General features: G+C 75.9%; 15 protein-coding genes. 3 read left to right on the top strand and 12 right to left on the bottom strand.

Annotated features, from left to right (window positions below):
* From ACFOWE_RS11035 to ACFOWE_RS11025, 3 genes are all read right to left on the bottom strand, one after another.
* Nucleotides 1-1168: histidine kinase N-terminal 7TM domain-containing protein (locus ACFOWE_RS11035; RefSeq protein ID WP_377287155.1), on the bottom strand; the 1168-nt coding region annotated here is incomplete at its 3' end.
* A gap of 650 nt (nt 1169-1818) precedes the next feature.
* Nucleotides 1819-2451, bottom strand: a complete 633-nt coding sequence (locus ACFOWE_RS11030) for a hypothetical protein (RefSeq protein ID WP_377287153.1) — start codon at nt 2449-2451, stop codon at nt 1819-1821.
* A gap of 292 nt (nt 2452-2743) precedes the next feature.
* Entirely contained in the window at nt 2744-3427 is a 684-nt protein-coding gene (locus ACFOWE_RS11025; protein ID WP_377287152.1) for a TioE family transcriptional regulator, read from the bottom strand.
* Between the two features lie 91 nt (nt 3428-3518).
* On the opposite strand from ACFOWE_RS11025, the gene ACFOWE_RS11020 reads away from it, so the two are divergent.
* Nucleotides 3519-4685, top strand: coding sequence for an erythromycin esterase family protein (locus ACFOWE_RS11020; RefSeq protein WP_377287151.1), 1167 nt, complete (start codon nt 3519-3521; stop codon nt 4683-4685).
* A 127-nt stretch (nt 4686-4812) separates the two neighbouring features.
* On the opposite strand, the gene ACFOWE_RS11015 is transcribed toward ACFOWE_RS11020, so the two are convergent.
* The 9 genes from ACFOWE_RS11015 to ACFOWE_RS10975 all read right to left on the bottom strand — a co-directional run bounded on the left by ACFOWE_RS11015 (nt 4813) and on the right by ACFOWE_RS10975 (nt 14169).
* Entirely contained in the window at nt 4813-5739 is a 927-nt protein-coding gene (locus tag ACFOWE_RS11015; RefSeq protein ID WP_377287150.1) for a type II secretion system F family protein, read from the bottom strand.
* Between the two features lie 4 nt (nt 5740-5743).
* The gene (locus tag ACFOWE_RS11010) at nt 5744-7945 is read right to left on the bottom strand and encodes a type II secretion system F family protein (RefSeq protein ID WP_377287149.1); all 2202 of its coding nucleotides are present in this window, start codon (nt 7943-7945) and stop codon (nt 5744-5746) included.
* A 5-nt stretch (nt 7946-7950) separates the two neighbouring features.
* Nucleotides 7951-9417 carry a CpaF family protein gene (locus ACFOWE_RS11005; RefSeq protein WP_377287148.1) on the bottom strand — a complete coding sequence of 489 codons (1467 nt, stop codon included), beginning with the start codon at nt 9415-9417 and terminating at the stop codon, nt 7951-7953.
* Nucleotides 9418-9422: 5 nt separating this feature from the next.
* Nucleotides 9423-10649 carry an AAA family ATPase gene (locus tag ACFOWE_RS11000; RefSeq protein ID WP_377287147.1) on the bottom strand — a complete coding sequence of 409 codons (1227 nt, stop codon included), beginning with the start codon at nt 10647-10649 and terminating at the stop codon, nt 9423-9425.
* A 103-nt stretch (nt 10650-10752) separates the two neighbouring features.
* Nucleotides 10753-11529, bottom strand: coding sequence for a Flp pilus assembly protein CpaB (gene cpaB / locus ACFOWE_RS10995; protein WP_377287146.1), 777 nt, complete (start codon nt 11527-11529; stop codon nt 10753-10755).
* A 10-nt stretch (nt 11530-11539) separates the two neighbouring features.
* On the bottom strand, nt 11540-12679 hold the full coding sequence (locus ACFOWE_RS10990) for a pilus assembly protein TadG-related protein (RefSeq protein ID WP_377287145.1): 1140 nt from the start codon (nt 12677-12679) through the stop codon (nt 11540-11542).
* Nucleotides 12667-13176, bottom strand: a complete 510-nt coding sequence (locus ACFOWE_RS10985) for a TadE/TadG family type IV pilus assembly protein (protein WP_377287144.1) — start codon at nt 13174-13176, stop codon at nt 12667-12669. The genes ACFOWE_RS10990 and ACFOWE_RS10985 overlap by 13 nt, the downstream gene beginning before the upstream one ends.
* Nucleotides 13177-13291: 115 nt before the next feature.
* A complete protein-coding gene (locus ACFOWE_RS10980; RefSeq protein ID WP_344867077.1) occupies nt 13292-13471 on the bottom strand; it encodes a Flp family type IVb pilin in 180 nt (59 codons plus the stop codon).
* A 323-nt stretch (nt 13472-13794) separates the two neighbouring features.
* Nucleotides 13795-14169 (bottom strand): response regulator transcription factor, encoded by a 375-nt coding sequence (locus ACFOWE_RS10975; protein WP_377287143.1) that lies wholly within the window; start codon nt 14167-14169, stop codon nt 13795-13797.
* 277 nt (nt 14170-14446) lie between these two features.
* Between ACFOWE_RS10975 and ACFOWE_RS10970 the strand changes: the two genes are divergently transcribed.
* Nucleotides 14447-16309, top strand: coding sequence for a sensor histidine kinase (locus tag ACFOWE_RS10970; protein ID WP_377287141.1), 1863 nt, complete (start codon nt 14447-14449; stop codon nt 16307-16309).
* 50 nt (nt 16310-16359) lie between these two features.
* A complete protein-coding gene (locus tag ACFOWE_RS10965) occupies nt 16360-16602 on the top strand; it encodes a DUF7455 domain-containing protein (RefSeq protein WP_377287140.1) in 243 nt (80 codons plus the stop codon).
* Nucleotides 16603-16654 lie beyond the last annotated feature (52 nt).

Here is a 16654-nt window from a genome sequence, read left to right as displayed (position 1 = left end):
CGTCGCGGCCGACGAAGGCCCAGCCGACGGTGTGGCCGCGGTTGTCGTGCAGGGCGCTGGCCCGCACGTTCAGATCGATCCGCCGGCCCTCGGGATCGGTCACCGTGTAGTCGCTCTCGGCCCGGTTCACCGGAAGGCCCGACGCCGGATCCACCGCGGGAAGCGCCGGCGTGCCGTCCGTGCCGCGCTTCCTCTCCGCGAGGGTCATGAGGGGCCCGTCCCCACCACGGGGAAGGGCCGCTGCGGCCCGGGCGGCGCCGTCGTCCCCGGGCGGCTCGGCGCCGCCCTCCGCCCGGTCGGCGAACCGGACACCGCCGAGGACCTCGACGACCCGCAGCCCGGCCACCCGCGCGGGCGCGGCCGGCGTCACCTGCCGGAGCAGGCGCTCGGCCGCCGGGTTGAGGTCGAGGACGCGACCGGAGGCGTCGACCGTCATGACCATGTCGCTGAGCATGTCGAAGACGCGGGTGCGCTCCACCGGCACCAGCTCGTGCAGCGAGCGGCGCACCAGCGACCAGTAGGCGATGGCCGTCGTCGCGCAGAAACCGGCCGGCGTCAGGTAGTCGACGGAGGCGAGACCGAGCAGGCTGGCGGCGTTGAGCGCCAGGGGCGGCAGGGTCGCCAGCAGGATGGAGCCGTACAGGCCGCGCTGGGCGCGGGGGCCGCGCAGCCATGCCCCCACGATGCGGACGATGCCCATGGCGATCAGGCCGTAGCTGTAGACGGTGTGGGCCCAGAACAGCGGGCCGGGCAGCCACCCGTTCTCGCCCCACTGGTTCTCCGGGTCCAGGGCCACGATGAAACCCTGGTGCCAGGGGTTGGTCAGCAGCGCGAGCGTGACGAGCGCGGGCTCGGCCGCCAGCCACAGCAGCAGGCGGCGGGACGGCCGCCAGGCCCTGTCGATCACCGTCAGCGTCAGGCAGTGGAAGCCCGCCGGCAGGACCCCGATGGCGAGGAACTTGACGAGCAACCCCGGTTGGAGGCCTTCGAGGCTGCTGTCGAGGAGCAGGAAGGCGTCCGCCAGGGACCAGGTGCCGACAGCGGCGGCGACCACCGTCAGCGCGCCGACCGCGGGGGCCACGTGGCGCCGCCTCCAGCCGATCGCCACCATGCCGAAGGCCACGACCGCCGACAGTGTGAAGAGCAGGGCCATCATCGGCTCCCTCAACTTCGCTGCCCTCCTCTAGCGCCACGACTCCGCCGTACACCTGGGACGACGGGCGGCGTGGCGGTGATCCGCCGCAAGCGGCCGCGCCCGCGGCCGTCCGGCTCCGGGGGAGGAGCGCCCAGGTCTTATCGTCATAGATTCGGCACAGACAGTGACTTCTTGACCTGTTTCGGGATTATGTGGGCGTTCTCCGGTGTTCCGCGACGCGACTCCGGACGGACGGCGGCCGGACGATCATGCGGATCCGGCCCTGTCCACGCCTCGGCGGGCCTCGGCGGATGCGCACCGCCGCGTGCGAGGAGGACCCGGTGGCACGGCCCGGCGGCGAGTCCGCACTTGCGCCCTCAGAGGTCGGCGCACACCCCCCGCACCGGCAGCCGAGCGGTCGCCCGCACGTACGTCGAGGCCGCCACCGGAGCACGCCGGGGTGTTCACACGGTAAACACTCGTCGGCTCCCGCCCGCCTGCCCGACACCGCCCCGAGGCACTCGACACCGCCCCCGGGCATACGTCGAGGCCGCCACCGGAACACTGTCCGATGACGGCCTCGACGCCGCCTGTCTCTGCCTGTCTGCGCATGTGGGTGCGCGGGGGTACGGCCCCGCGACCGGCCGGTCCCGAAGGACCGGAGCCTCACCGGGAAGCGGTCCTCACAGGGACGCGCTCGCCAGCACCGTGGCGACCAGGTCCTTCGACGGCGCCGCGGCCTCGGCCTTGACCGTGACCGGCTTGGCGGGGTTGGTGTCCTTGACCGCCCACGCGCCGGTGTCGAACGGCTTGGGGTGGTTCTTGGTGCCCACGCCCTTGCCCCACTTGGTGATCACATAGGTGACCTTGATGTGGCCCTCGCCGCCGTTGCCGTCCACACCCAGGGTGTCGGCGTTGAACTCGCCACCGGTCAGCTCGGCGAAGGTCTTGGCGTCCAGATCCAGCATGACCCCCCGGTTGGAGGGGATGCCCGGGCCCCGGTCACCCACGAAGAACGGCGCCTTCCTGCCCTTGTAGACCACGTAGCCCTCGGTCATCAGCGGCCAGGAGGGGGAGGCCGCCAGGCCCTTCTGCATCGGCTTACCCGAGGCGGGAAGACCGGTGTCACCGGCCCGGCCGGAGGCGTCGTCCCAGTAGTAGGAGGCGGTGGTGCCGCCCTTGAGCATGACCTGCTCCCCGCCCTCGGCACCGGTGTCGGCGAACGCGGTCCCGGTGCCGGCCACGATCCCGGCGGCCAGCGTCGCGGTCGCGGCGGTCGTCAGGACGCGGGCGGCGATACGGGTGGAGAAGGTCATGAAAGCGAGATCCTCACAGGCGGAGACAGGACATCCCGGCCGAAAGGAACCGGCCGGTGCAGGCCCTGCCGTAGCGGCCTACGTCTCCTAGTAAGCCGTCCGGACGTAGCGGCCCCAGTGCAGCGAAGGTGCAGGCAGGTTGCAGGGACCCGGAAACCCTAAAGTCCCGTGTCCACCGGCCATCCAGCGCCTGCGGAGAGCTGGGACAGCGCCGTCGAGGAGCGCGGGGAGAGACCGGCCGCAACACGGCCACCGGCTCCGGGAGGGCGACACCACGGGCCTCGGCCCGGCCTCAGAGCTCGCGGATGCGAAGGTAGGCGTCGAGGTCCGCGGCGCCCCTGAGCATGGCGCGGCCCCGGGCGGACAGCCGGGCCTGCCAGTCGCGCAGGGCCGACTCCAGCGGGGCGACGCCCCCGGCGGAGCGGACCTGGGCGATCAGCGGGGCGATCTGCTCCAGCAGGTGGCCGCCCCGCCTGAGCTGGTGGACCAGCCGGACGTCCCGTACGTCGGCCGCGCTGTAGATCCGGTAGCCCGTCCGCGGATCGCGGCGCGGACGGACCAGCCCGGCGTCCTCCCACTTGCGCAGGGTGGCGGGGCGGATGCCGAGCCTCCTGGCCAGGGGGCCGATGAACGTGTCGCCGCGCTCCTGCGGCACGGGCGCCAGATCGCGGAGCGCGGCTTCGACAGCCTGGAGGGTGCGGCGGTCGTCGAGGAGCCGGCCGTGGCTGTCGTCGATGAGCCGCAGGGCGTCCTCGGTGGCGCCCCGGTTGACCGCCTGCATGATCGACGTGGCCGTCCGGTGACCGTGCCCGGGCACCAGGGCGAGGAACGCGCGCAGGGCCTGCGCGTGCAGCGGCGTGTAGGTGCGGTGGCCGTGGGCGGTGCGTGCGGCGGCGGGCAGGACGCCCGCGTTCTCGTAGTTCCTGATCGCCTGGGTGGACAGGCCGTGCTCGCGCGCCAGGTCCACTGGCCTCATGGATACATCACCGATTGAAGGTCTGCCGCGAGGGCGGCGGGGATTCAGCCGGAAAAGTTTACACCGAATGTTCAACGATACCGTTGAAGGAATGGATATCAGGGAAACCGCCCGGCCGCTCGACGGCGCGGGCGTCTCGGCGTTCCTCCGGTCGCTTCCCGCCCGCCCCCTGCTGCTCGGCCTGGGCGAGGCCAGGCACTTCGTGGAAGAGCTGGGCGAGGCGCGCAACGAGATCTTCCGGCACCTGGTCGAGCACGAGGGCTACCGGTCGTTCGCCATCGAGAGCGACTGCCTCATGGGCCTCGTGGTCGACGACCACGTCAGGACGGGCGCGGGCACCCTCGACGACGTCATGGAACGCGGCTTCAGCCACGGCTTCGGCGCGTCCCCGGCCAACCGCGAGCTCGTGCGCTGGATGCGGGCGTACAACGAGGAGCACGACGAGAAGCTCCGGTTCTTCGGGTTCGACGGCCCGCTGGAGTACTGGGCGGCGAGCCCGCGCCAGGCGCTCACCGGCCTCTACGACCTCCTCGACGGCCCGCCACCCTGCACCAGGGAGACCCTCGACGCGCTGCTGGGCCCGGACGGCCGGTGGTCGGACGAGGCCACGGTCATGGACCCGTCCCGGTCGATCGGCCGGTCCGCCGACGCCCGGCGGCTGCGGCTGATCGCCGACGACCTGGTGGCGCTGCTGGAGACGCAGGCGCCACGGCTGAGCCCGCAGGACGGGGAGCGGGCCGCGCTGTACGGGCGCACCGCCGTCGGCCTGCTCCGCTACCACCACTGGATGGCCGACACCTCCCCGGAGCGGTGGACCCGGCTGTCGGCCCTGCGGGACGCGATGATGGCCGCCAACCTGCGTGCCGTCGCCGGGCACGGCCCCGCCCTGGTCTTCGCCGCCAACCTCCACCTGCAGCGGGACAAGAGCCTCATGCCGCTCGGTGACCGGCTGCTGGAGTGGTGGAGCGCGGGCGCGCTCGCCGCGACGCACCTGGGCGACCGGTACGCCTTCCTGGCCTCGGCCTTCGGCACGGCCGGCGACGACGCCCCGCCCCCGGACACCGTCGAGGGCGTCCTGTCCACGCTCCCGTGGGACCGCGCTCTCGTCGACGCCCGCCGCCTGGCCGGGGCCGTGCCGGAGGCCGCCCCGCGCGTCTCCCCCGACTTCGCGTACTTCCCGCTGGACCCGGCCCGGCTCGGCATGATCGACGGCATCGTCTTCCTCAAGCGGGCCGTCAGGCTGGGCGGGCCGGGCTGACGGGTCGGGCCCGCCAACCGGGCTGACGGGCCCGGCCCGCCCTCCGCGGGCATGCGCCGGGGCCGCCGCCGGATGCCTCCGGGGGCGGCCCCGCGACCTGCCGGCGCGCGCGGGCCGCGCTCCGCCCTCAGGCGCCGAGGAGCTCCATGATGCGCAGCGCGCCCGGGCCGATGATGATGACGAACAACGCCGGGAACAGGCAGAACAGCAGCGGGAAGAGGATCTTGATGGGGACCTTCTGCGCCGCCTCCTCCGCGCGCTGACGACGGCGCAGCCGCATCTCGCGGGACTGCTCGCGCAGCACGTTCGCGATCGGGATGCCGAGCTCGCCGGCCTGCACCACCGCCGAGGCGAAGCCGCGCAGCTCCGGAACCGTGGTGCGCCCGGCCATGGCCCGCAGCGCGTCGGCGCGCGGCTTGCCGATCTGCATCTCGCGCAGCACGCGGCCGAACTCCCCCGCCAGCGGCCCCTCGGCGTTGGCGCGCACCTGCGCCACCGCCGCGTCGAACCCCAGTCCCGCCTCCACGCTGACGGTGAGCATGTCCAGCACGTCCGGGAGCGTCCGGGCGATCTCCTGCTGGCGGCGCAGGCCCAGGTTGTAGATCAGCAGGTCGGGCAGGAGGAACCCGGCGGCGGCCCCGAGGCCCGCGCCCGCGAGCGCCCCGGCGGCGCCGAGGCCCGCGCCGTACAGGACGCCGAGCAGCGCGCCGGCCGCCAGGCCCAGGCCCTTGGCTTGCATCACCCGCTCGGCCGGCCACTTCGGCGGGTTCCCCGCGTACGCCAGCGAGCGGTGCAGCCGGGCGACCAGCCCGGCGGGGGTGAGCCTGCGGCCGAGTCCGCCGAAGCGGGCGGCGAGCGGGCGCAGCACCCGGTCGGTGAACGGCGCGGGCCCGTCCCCGGACGGGCCCGCGCCCGCGCCGTAGACGTTCCCGACGGCGGCCAGCCGCGCGGCCGCCACCCTCCGCCCGGTACGGCCCGCGGTCAGCGCCCGCCACGCGAGGGCGGCGGCGGCGATCAGCGCCCCGAAGGCGGCCATCAGCAGCAGTGCCCCCACGGCGTCACACCTCCACCTTGACCAGGCGGCTCATCCAGAAGGCGCCGGCGGCCACCAGCAGCACGGCGGCGACGAGCATGGTGATGCCGAGCGGCTCGGTGTAGAGGGGGCGCACGTACTCCTCGCGGATGGCGAACATCCAGGCGCCGATGCCGATCGGCAGCCCGGTCAGGACGTAGGCCGACAGGCGGCCCTCGGCGGTGAGCGTGCGCACGTGGCGGCGGAGCTGGGCGCGCTCGCGCATGGTGTCGACCGCGGTCGCCATGATCTCGGCCAGGTTGCCGCCGACCTCGTGCTGGATGCGGATCGCCATGACGAGCCACGACAGGTCGCGGCAGCGGGTGCGTTCCGCGGCGCGTTCCAGCGCGTCCTCCAGGTCGACGCCGAGCCTGGTCTCGGCCAGGGCCCGGCCGAACTCGGTGCTCACCGGCTCGGCCGCCTCCTTGACCAGGGCGGCCAGCGCCTGCCCGAGGGAGAAGCCGGAGCGCAGCGAGCCGACCACCAGTTGCAGGGCGTCGGGCAGGTGCTCGGCGAAGAGCCGGGCCCGCCTGCTCGCGCGGTTGCGCCGGTACAGCTCGCAGCCGGCCCAGGCGGGGCCGGGCCCGAGCAGGATCCCGGCCAGGGGGGACAGCAGCAGGCCGAGCACGAGCGCGGCGCCGGCCGCCACCCCGATCCGCAGCAGCGTCCACTCGTGGGGCAGCAGCTTCATGCCGGCCTCCTCGAGCCGGGCGGTGAGGCGCTCGTGCCGGCCCCGGGCGCGCACGACCTTGTCGGTGAGCGCCAGGGCGGCCTCCGGCACGCCGAGGATCGCCGCTCCGGCGCCGCCCGCTGCGGCGGTGCGGCCGCCCGCGGCGAGGTCGAGCTGGGCGAGCCGGGCGGCGGACAGGCCCCGGCGGGGCGGCGCGAGCGCCGCGGCGGCCGCGGCGACGGCCAGCAGCAGCGCGGCGATCCCGGCCGGGTACAGCCAGGCCGGCGGTCCGGCGGAGGGGGCCGCCGCGGCCGGGGGCCCGGCGGAGGAGGCGGACGGGAGGGCGGCCGCGAACCGCACCGTCGTGGTGGCGCTCGCCACCACCGGCTCTCCACCGTCCGGGGAAGCGCCATCCGGGGAAGCGCCGTCCGGGGAAGCATCGTCCGGGGACGCGCCGTCCGGGGACGCGCCGTCCGGAGACGCGCCGTCCGGCGGTGGCGGAGCGCCGCCGCCTTGCGGAGCGTGCGAGGTCCGGCCGCCCGCCCGGACCTCGACGGTCAGGCGGGCGGTCCGGCCCGCGAGGGAATCCGGCACCCGTACGGTGACCCGGACCGGCGCGGAGAACGAGGCCGCGGCCGACAGGAACGCCTCGGCCAGCTCGCCGTCCCCGGTGGCGTGGCGGACCCGGCCGCTGCCGGTGCCGGAGGCGGCCAGTCGCCGCAGCGCCCCGTCGTCGGTGCGCGTGCCGAACGCCACCACGTCGACCGGGACCGGGTCACGCCGCAGCCGCAGGGCGAGCAGGTTCAGGGAGGTCCCGGAGGAGGTGTCGGCCCCGTCGGACAGCACCAGCAGCCGCCGGTCGCCGCCGGAGGCGGCCAGCAGTTCCCGTCCCGCCGTGACCCCGTCGTACAGGGCCGTCTCGCCGCGCGCCCGCAGACCGCGGACCGCCGCGGTGAAGGCGTCGCGGTCGGTGGTGGGCTCCAGCGCGGTCTCGGCCCGGTCGCCGACGCGGACCAGTCCGATCCGCACGTCGGCGGGGACGGCGGCGGCGTAGCGGAGCGCGGCGCCGCGCGCCTCGGTCAGGGCGCGGCCCGCCATCGAGCCGCTCGCGTCGAAGACGATCACGACCGCGCGGGCGGGGGCGTCCGCGTCCCCGGTCCCGGCCGGTTCGGCGGTGGCGGCCAGCGGCACGCCGCCGGCGTGGACGGTGATCCGCGCCCGTTCCAGGGAGACGCCTTCGGGCAGGTCCCGGGCCGTCAGGTAGAACTCCGCGGCACCGGGGACGGCCCGCACGGCGCTGACCGCCAGCGAGGGGCCGTCCACGGCCGCAGGCGGACCCGCCAGCGAGGGGCCGTCCACGGCCGCAGGCGGACCCGCCAGCGAGGGGCCGTCCACGGCCGCAGGCGGACCCGCCAGCGAGGGGCCGTGCGCGGCGGCGGCAGGCGGGCCCGCCAGGACGGTGAGCACCGCGAGCAGCGGGCCCAGCAGCGCGATCCGCGCCACACGCACCACGCGCACCGCGCTCACCACGGCCCGAACAGGCCCGGCGGGAGGGTGACGCCCGCCTTGGCGATCTCGTCGAGGAACGACGGCCGCAGCCCGGTGGGCGCCAGCGTGCCCCGGTAGCGGCCCCGCTCGTCGATGCCGGCCCGGTAGTCGAAGGCGAAGATGTCCTGCAGGGTGACGATGTCGCCCTCCATGCCGGTCACCTCGGTGACGTGCGTGATGCGGCGCACGCCGTCCTTCATCCGGGTCACCTGCACGATCACGTCCACGGCGGAGGCGATCTGCTCGCGGATCGCCCGCGCCGGCAGGTCCACCCCGGCCATCAGCACCATCGTCTCCAGGCGGGCCAGGGCGTCGCGCGGGGTGTTGGCGTGCACGGTGGTCAGGGAGCCGTCGTGGCCGGTGTTCATCGCCTGCAGCATGTCGAGCGCCGCGCCGTCGCGGACCTCGCCGACGACGATCCGGTCCGGGCGCATGCGCAGCGCGTTGCGCACCAGATCGCGGATGGTCACCTCGCCCCGGCCCTCGGTGTTGGCCGGGCGCGACTCCAGGCGCAGCACGTGCTTCTGGCGCAGCTGCAGTTCGGCGGCGTCCTCGATGGTGACGATGCGCTCGCCGGACGGCACGAACCCCGACAGCACGTTGAGCGTGGTGGTCTTGCCGGAGCCCGTGCCGCCGCTGATCACCATGTCGAGGCGGCCCCGCACGCACGCCTCGAGCACCTGCGCCACCGGCCGGGTCAGCGTGCCGAAGGAGACCAGGTCGTCGACCGTGTAGGGGTCGGCGGAGAACTTGCGGATGGTCAGCAGGGAGCCGTCCAGCGCGATGGGGGCGACGACGGCGTTGACGCGGCTGCCGTCGGGCAGGCGGGCGTCGACCATCGGGCTGGCCTCGTCGACGTGGCGGCCGACCCGCGAGACGATGCGGTCGATGACGCGCCGCAGGTGGGCGTCGTCGGTGAAGCGCGTGCCGGTCTCCTGCAGGCGGCCCGCGCGCTCGACGAAGACCAGGTCCGGGCCGTTGACCATGATCTCGGTGATGTCGGGGTCGCGCAGCAGCGGCTCCAGCGGCCCGTGGCCGAGGATGTCGTCGGCGACCTCGGCCGCGACGCGGGCGCGGTCGGCGGCCGTCAGCGGCGTCTCCTCCGCGGCCAGCATCTCGGCGATGGTCTGACGCACCGTCCGGGCCAGGTCGTCGTCGTCGCCGGTGTCGGCGTACATGCGGGGGCCCAGCGCCTCCAGCAGCGCCCGGTGGACCCGGTGGCGCACCGGGGCCAGCGGGTCCGCCGGGCGGGCCTGCTGGGCCTGCCGAGTCTCGGTCCTGGACGCCCCGGACTCTCCGGAAGCCCCGGACTCTCCGGAAGCCCCGGCCCCCGCCCCGGGCGCCCCGGCGCCGTCGCCGCCCGGCACGGGCGCGCGCGTGCCCGCCGGCCCGCCGAGGGCCCCGGCGCGCTGCCGCCGGGCGATGCGGTCGGTCAGTCCCACCGCCGTCACCTCCCCGCCCGGCGGAGCAACCCGCGCCGCCCGTGCCCGCGCCGGTCCTGCTGCGCCGGCGCGGCGTGCAGGTGCCGGGCGGCGAGGTCGGCCAGGGCGCGGCTGACCGGGTGGGCGGGGTCGTCGGCGGCCAGCGGCACGCCCCGGTTCAGCGAGAGCGGCACGTCCGCGCTGGAGGGCACGTGCGCGTGGGGCGGGATGCCCAGCACCCGCTCGACGTCCGCGCTGGTCAGCCCGACCGGTGAGCCGGACCGGTTGAGGGTGACGATCCTCCGCTCGGCGGGCTGGCCGAGCAGGTCGAGCGTCTCCAGGGCGATGCGGGTGTTCTTCAGCGTCAGCACGTCGGGCTCGGACAGCACCAGCAGGTGGTCGGTCAGGTCCAGCGCGGCCAGCGCCGGGTCGGAGAAGTGCGGGGGCGTGTCGACGACGACGTAGTCGAACATGCCGCGCGCCAGCCGGAGGACCTCGCCGACCAGGGGGCCGCCGATCTGCTCGCCGTCGGTGGGCCGCAGCGGCGCCAGCAGCGTGTCCAGGCCCGGCCGGTAGGGGGTCAGCAGCGAGCGCAGGCCGGTCTCGTCGAGCCGGTCGGCCATCGCGACGGCGTCGGCGAGCCCGCGCTCGGGGGTGAGCTGCAGCGCGATCGCCACGTCGCCGAACTCCACGTCGAGGTCGACCAGGAGGACCCGGCGGCGGCCGCCCGCGGCCAGCGTCACCGCGAGGTTGACGGCGACCGCGGTCTTGCCGCAGCCGCCCTTGGTGGCCAGCACCGTGACGATCCGCCCCGGCCGCCCGGCGGCGGGGCCGCTCCCCGGGTGCGGGGCGTCCTGCGCGCCGGGCGCGCCGGTCCAGGGCGCGGCCGCCAGCTGCCGCGACAGCTCCAGCGAGCGCTCGCACGCCCGCCGTACGGCCTGCGGGTCGCGGGGGTCGGCGACCTCCCGCACTCCGGCGCGCAGCGCCTCGCGCAGCAGGTCCGCGCCGGCGTCGGCGCGCAGCAGCACGACGCCGGCGGCGGGGCCGCGCAGGCGCTGCTCGGCGGCGAAGGCCGTCGCCTCGGCGGCCGGCGCGCCGGGGCCGAAGACCACGAGCGTCTCGCCGGGGTCGGCGGCCAGGCACGCGGCCAGCTCGGCCGCCGAGCCGGCGGCCCGGACGGCCGGTCCCAGCGTGGCCAGCAGCGCGGCCAGGTGCGCGGCCTCGGCGGGCCACGGCTCGTACAGGACGGTCAACGCCGCCTCCTCCAGGTTCGCGGGTCCGTCCGCCGGCGGGGCCCTGCGGCCCGGCCCCGGCTCGCGGGCCCTGCGGCGGGCCTCCGCCTCGCGGAGGGCCCGGTCAGCGGAACAGTGAACGGTTGTCGACTCCGGCGCCGGGGCCGACGTCGGTGGTGTCGGTGAGCAGCCCCAGGTAGAGGGTCCCGGTCTGGGCGGCGTGCACCAGCCGTTCGGCCTCGTCCTGGTTGACGGCCACGGTGACCAGCAGGGTCCGCTCCACCTCCTGCTCCGCCTCGGCGGCCTCGCCGGTCTCGGCCGTGGCGGGGCGCGGGCCGACGGCGAGGACCTGGACGCGGGGCAGCAGCACGCGGGTGGCCCGGTCGGTGGTGTGGCCCTCGGCGAGCCGGTCGCCCGAGGGCACCCCCGGCTCGCCCTTGAGCACGTTGAAGGTGTCGAAGACCGCCACCTGGGTGCCGGGGCGGACGTAGCCGGCGACGTCGGCGGCGGCGCTCAGCTCCACCGCGACCGCCAGCTTGCCCTCGGGGATCTCCAGGCCGCCCGCCGCCGGGCTCGGCGCGGCGAACATGCCCCGCAGCAGCAGCTGGCGCGGCTGCACGTCCGCGGTGACCTGCAGGGTGTCCAGGGCGGCGTCGAGCGCGCCCAGCGCGTCGGCCGGGACGGTCTCGGCGGGCATGCGCACCTGCTCGGTGTAGCCGCCGGAGCGGACCCTCTCGCCGGTGGTCCCGGCCGGGATGCGCTCGGCGGCGACCAGTACGGTGACCGCCCGCTTGCCCTCCAGGGCGCGGGACTCCGCGCCGGAGACGTAGGCGAGCACCGCGGCGGTGCCGGCCCCGGCCAGCAGCAGCGCGGCCAGCAGCATCAGGAGTCGTGACCTCACCGGTGCCCCCTCATCCGATGAGCGTCACGACGGACGCCCCCAGGTCGGGGCCGCCGACGCTGCCCCGGGCCGGCATGAGGGAGCGGGTGAAGTAGCCGTAGACGCACTTGTCGGAGCCCGTGCAGTGCTGCTCGCCGGTCAGGTTCGACGGCGCGGAGGCTCCGGACAGGGCGTATCCGGTGATGACGAACGGCGCGAACCCCTCGACGGTGTACACGGTGTTCTGCCCGCTGGCGGCGACCGCGCGGAAGACCGGCAGGTAGGTGACGGTGCGGTCCGCGCGGACCTCGGCCAGGACGGCGCGGCACGCCTGGGAGGGCGAGACGCCGGGGTCGCCCCCGTAGGTGCCGCCGGCGGCCACGGTCACCGAGCAGGTGTCGTCGAGGTCGTCGAGCCAGCCGAACCCGCCGGGGCTGTCGCCTCCGGAGGGGCCTGCCGGGCAGGTCCCGGCGCCGGTGGTGTGCAGCCGGACGACCTGCTCGGCCGTGGCGGGGGCGGCGGCGGGCGGGGCGGGCGCGAACGCGGTCCCGTCCGCGGTGGCCGCCCGCCACTCGCACAGCGAGACGGTCAGGCCGAACCCGGTGGCCCGCAGCGGCGGGCCCCAGGCGGCGCGGGCGCAGGCCCGCACCTCGGCCCCGGCGTAGCCGTCGCGGCCGAGCAGGGTCCGGGCGAGGATCGGCGGGAGCAGCGTCTGCCCCTCGGCGGTCAGCGAGAGGGTGCGCACCTCGGCGTAGGTCGCGGTGGCGGGCGCGTCACCGAGGCAGGCGGTCAGGTCCGCGGCCTGGGGCGGGCAGGCGGTCAGGCCGCCGCCCGGCCCGGTTCCGGTCCGCCCGCACAGCACCTCCACGGCCGTCGCGCCGTCGGAGGCGTTGGCGCCGGCGTAGCGGCGGGCCATGGCGACGGGGGCCGGCCCGCACCGGCCCGCGTCGCGGGCGCACTGCTCGGCCACGGCGAGGGCCGCGGCGTCGGCGCCGCTCTGCAGCTGCTCGCGTTCGGCGTACAGGCGGCCCACGTCGAGCACGAGGGCGCCCATGCCCAGCAGCACCCCGCCGGCCAGCAGCACGCACAGCAGTACGGCGACGCCGCCGTCGTCGCCGCGCAGCCGCGGGGGGCGCGCCGGCCGGCGGGTGCGCCGGCTCAGCCGATACATGGCATGACTCCTCTGCCGGACAGGGTGATCGGCCCGTCCAGGCCGCCGCCGAACAGCGCGGCGAGCCCCGCCACGGGCGTGACGAACTCGAAGGAGTGGGTGACCTCGACGACGGCGTCGGCGTCGGGGGCGGGGAGGGGCGAGCAGGCGGTGGCGGTGACGGTCACCGACGGCAGGCTCTGGGCCGCCGAGCGCACGCGCGGGCCGGCGGAGTGGCCGAGCGCCACCGAGCGGGCGCCCTCCCGCGCGGCCTCGGTGAGGATGATCTGGGTGTTGAACATCCGCCCGAAGTCGATGACCGCGAAGACCAGGAACAGGATCACCGGGAGCATCAGCGCCGTCTCCACGGCGGCGGCGCCCCGGTCGCCGCCCCGATCGCCCGGGTGCCCGCCCGTGCGCACACCACCGTGGCCCGCCGGAGTCCGGCGGGCCACGGCGCCCGGCCGGGTGCAGGCGGCCGGCCGGGAGCTGGGTCCGTGGTCCGGTCCGTGATCCATGATGCTCGTCCACCTCGTCCGCCTTATCCGCTCCGTCCTGGCCGCGGACGTCGCCGCCGGGGCGGGGAAGGGACGGGCCGGGATCGGGAAGGACTCTGGCGGGGATCGGGCGGGGTCAGCCGATCTGCCCGAGGATCTCGTTGAACTTCAGGTCGAGACCCTGGCCGAGCAGGATCACGGTACCGACGATGACCGCGGCGATGAGGGCCACCATGAGGCCGTACTCCACGGCCGTGGCGCCGCGCTCGGAGTCGCCGAGCAGGGTCTGGAGCTTGAGATAGAGACGGGTGGCCATGGTCGCTCCTCGTGAGTAACGTGCCGCCGGCGGGGGAGTCCGCGGGCTGTCGCTTTCCGTAAAGCAGTGGCTACCGTACGTCCGGTTTTATTGCGAAAACGGGTGCGGAACGGTTGCCGGACGGTTGTGGACTACGGTGAGCACCGGATCACCTACGGAATGTCATGGCGGTTCGCCGTCCCCCGTGTCCCCGGCGTCGCCGGCGTCCCTGACGTCTCCGATGTCCCTGTGGCTCCGGCGTCCCTGACGTCTCCGGCGTCCGGTGTCTCTGTGTCCGGCCTCCCTGTGGTCTCCCGGCGGCGCTCAGCGTCTATCAGCGTCTCTCAGCGGCGGGCGCGGGTCAGCAGGACACCGACGCGCGCGGCCAGTTCACGCGGGCTGAACGGCTTGATCATGTAGTCGTCGGCCCCCGAGCGGAACCCCTCCTCCACGTCCGCCTCCTGCGACTTGGACGTCAGCATGAGCACGACCACGCCCTCCGTGCCGGGCATCGCCCGCAGCCTCCGGCACACCTCGGGCCCCGACAGGCCGGGCATCATCCAGTCGAGGACCACCAGGTCGGGCAGCTTCTCCTCCAGCTCGGCCAGCGCCGCGGAGCCGTCGTCGGCCGTGCGGACCGTGTGGCCCGCCTGCTCCAGCCGGAACACCGTCAGGTCCCTGATGTCCATGTCGTCCTCGACGATCAGGATCTCAGCCATGATCACTCCGTGGCAGCTCCGCGAATCCCCCCGATCGGCCGTTCATACCCGATCCGGCGCGTTTAGCCGCCCTTCCGCGCCCTCCCCCGCCGCGTCCTCCCCCGCCGGGCGTTCCTCAACTGGCCCCCGCCGCGTCCGATGAGAGGAGGGACGTCTGCCCGGACACACCCGCCCGGACACACCCGCCGGGACGTGCCGGCCGGACCGCGCGGACCGGCGGCGGCCGTACGGCGGTCCGCCGGGACGCCGCCGGCTCCCCCACACCGTTAGGACCCCGATGGCCTCCCCCGCTGCCCGCCCGCCGTACCGGCTGGGCCGTGCCGGCGGCGCGGTGCTGGCCTGCGTCCTGCTGGTGCTCGGGCTGGCCGTGTCGTTCGGGACGGCCCGGGCGATGGAGGACGCGCAGCGGCGCCAGGCCGGCCAGCGCATGGACCACCACCTGGAGACCGTGCGCGCGGCGGTCTCCGGCGAGGTCCACCGGCGCGTGGAGCTCCTCGGCGACCTGGCCGCCGCGGTGGGCGCGCAGCGGGACCCGACCGCACGGGACTTCGACGCGCTCACCTTCCGCCTCGCCTTCCGCGCGCTGCCCGGCGCCACCGGCGTGGCGTACGCGGTGCCCGTCGCCGACGCCCGGGTGCAGGACGCGCAGCGGGCCTGGCGGCGCAGGGGCGCGGCGGACCTCAGCCTGCGGCCCGCGGGCGCCGGCGAGCACCGGTTCGTCGTGCTGGACCGGAGCCTGGAACCCCCCTCGCCCGCGCTCGGCTCCGACCTGGCGGCCGCCGCCGAGCCCTCCGAGGCGATGGGCGCCGCCCGCCGGACCGGGCGGGTCACGGCGGGCCGACCCTACGTGCTGCTGCGGGACCGCGGGCTGCCCGCCGACCGGCGCCAGACGTCGTTCGTGCTGGTGGCGCCCGTCCACGGCGCGGGCGAGGCCCCCGACGCCGGGCTGCTGCGCGGCTGGCTGGTGATGGGCGTGCGGGGCGGCGACTTCGCCGACGGCGCCCTGCGGCGGCTCACCCACGGCATGGTCCAGGTGACGATCTCCGACGTCTCCGCGCCGGGCCCGGCGCGGCCGGCGGCGACCGTGCGGAACGGGGAGCCGCTCGCCGGCTCCCCGGAGCTCCGCCGCGCGGCCACGGTGGAGGCGGCCGGCCGCGCCTGGAGGGTCGAGCTCACCCCCACCGCCGCCTTCGCCGCCGCCTCCGGCGCCGGCCCGCACCCGGTGCTCCTGGGCGGCGGGACGGCCCTCAGCGTGCTGACGGCCGGCCTGGTGCTCGCCCTGACCGCCTCGCGCGAGCGGGCGCTGAGCCGTATGGAGCACACGGCCGAGGCCCTGCGGGCCGACCTCGCGCGCCACCGGCTGGCCGAGGCCCGCCTGCGGGAGCGGGGGGCCGAGCTGGAGAGGTTCGCCTCCGTCGCGGCCTACGACCTGAAGTCCCCGCTCACCGTGATCACCGGTTACACCGAGCTCGTGGAGGACCAGCTGGGCCCCGGCGCGGACCCGCGGATACGCGGCTGGCTGCAGCGCGTCCGGCAGAGCACGGGCCGGATGCGGCGGCTCATCGACGATCTGCTCTCCTACTCCTCCGCCGGCGACGTCCCCCTGGAGCCGGCCGAGGTCGACCTGGAGCAGCTCGTCGCCGCCGTCGTCATGGAGCGCACCGCCCACCTCGCCCACGACCGGCCGCACGTCGGGTTCGGCCGCCTGCCGGCCGTCACCGCCGACCCGGCCCTGCTCCGGCAGGTCATGGACCACCTCATCGCCAACGCCGTCAAGTACGTCCGGCACGGCGCGACCGCGCAGGTCGACGTCAGCGCCGAGCGCAGGGGCGAGGCGTGGCGCGTCACGGTCTCCGACCGCGGCATCGGGATCGCCCCCGAGCAGCGCGAGAGCGTCTTCGCCGCCTTCGGCAGGGCCCGCGGGAGCGAGGGCTACCCGGGCACCGGCCTCGGGCTCGCCATCTGCCGCAGGATCGTGGAGCGCCACGGCGGCGCCATCCACGCCGAGGAGAACCCCGGGGGCGGGACCCGCGTCGTCTTCACCCTTCCCGTCGTCCCGGAGGCCTCACCCCCCGGTGCCGCGGCCGAGGACGGCACCGGCGGGACCGACCTCTCAGGTACGGTCCCGGGCGGCCGATGAGATGGGGGATCGCCCGTACCGACCGCAGAGAAAGAGCAATGGGGACAGTTATGACGATCACGGCCGAGATGATCCCGCAGACCGACCCGCTGAAGATCAGCGACCGGTGCGACCAGTGCGGTGCACAGGCGTTCGTGCGTGTCATCTTCCGCCGCAACCAGGACCTGCTGTTCTGCGGTCACCACTACGGCCGGCACGAGTCCGCGCTGACCGCCCGCCACCCGTACGTGGCCGTCTACGACGAGCGCCGCAGGATCAACCACAAGCCGAGCCTGTCCGCCAACGCCGACTGAGCCCGCGCCCCCTCCGGCCGGTCCCCGCACCGGCCGGGGCCCCGTTCCCCGG

Origin of the sequence: Planomonospora corallina (genome assembly GCF_042650625.1) — a bacterium.
In the GTDB taxonomy this organism is placed as follows: Bacteria; Actinomycetota; Actinomycetes; order Streptosporangiales; family Streptosporangiaceae; genus Planomonospora_B; species Planomonospora_B corallina.
The sequence above is the reverse complement of the archived record's forward strand: the minus strand, read 5'-3'. Positions and strand labels throughout refer to the sequence as shown.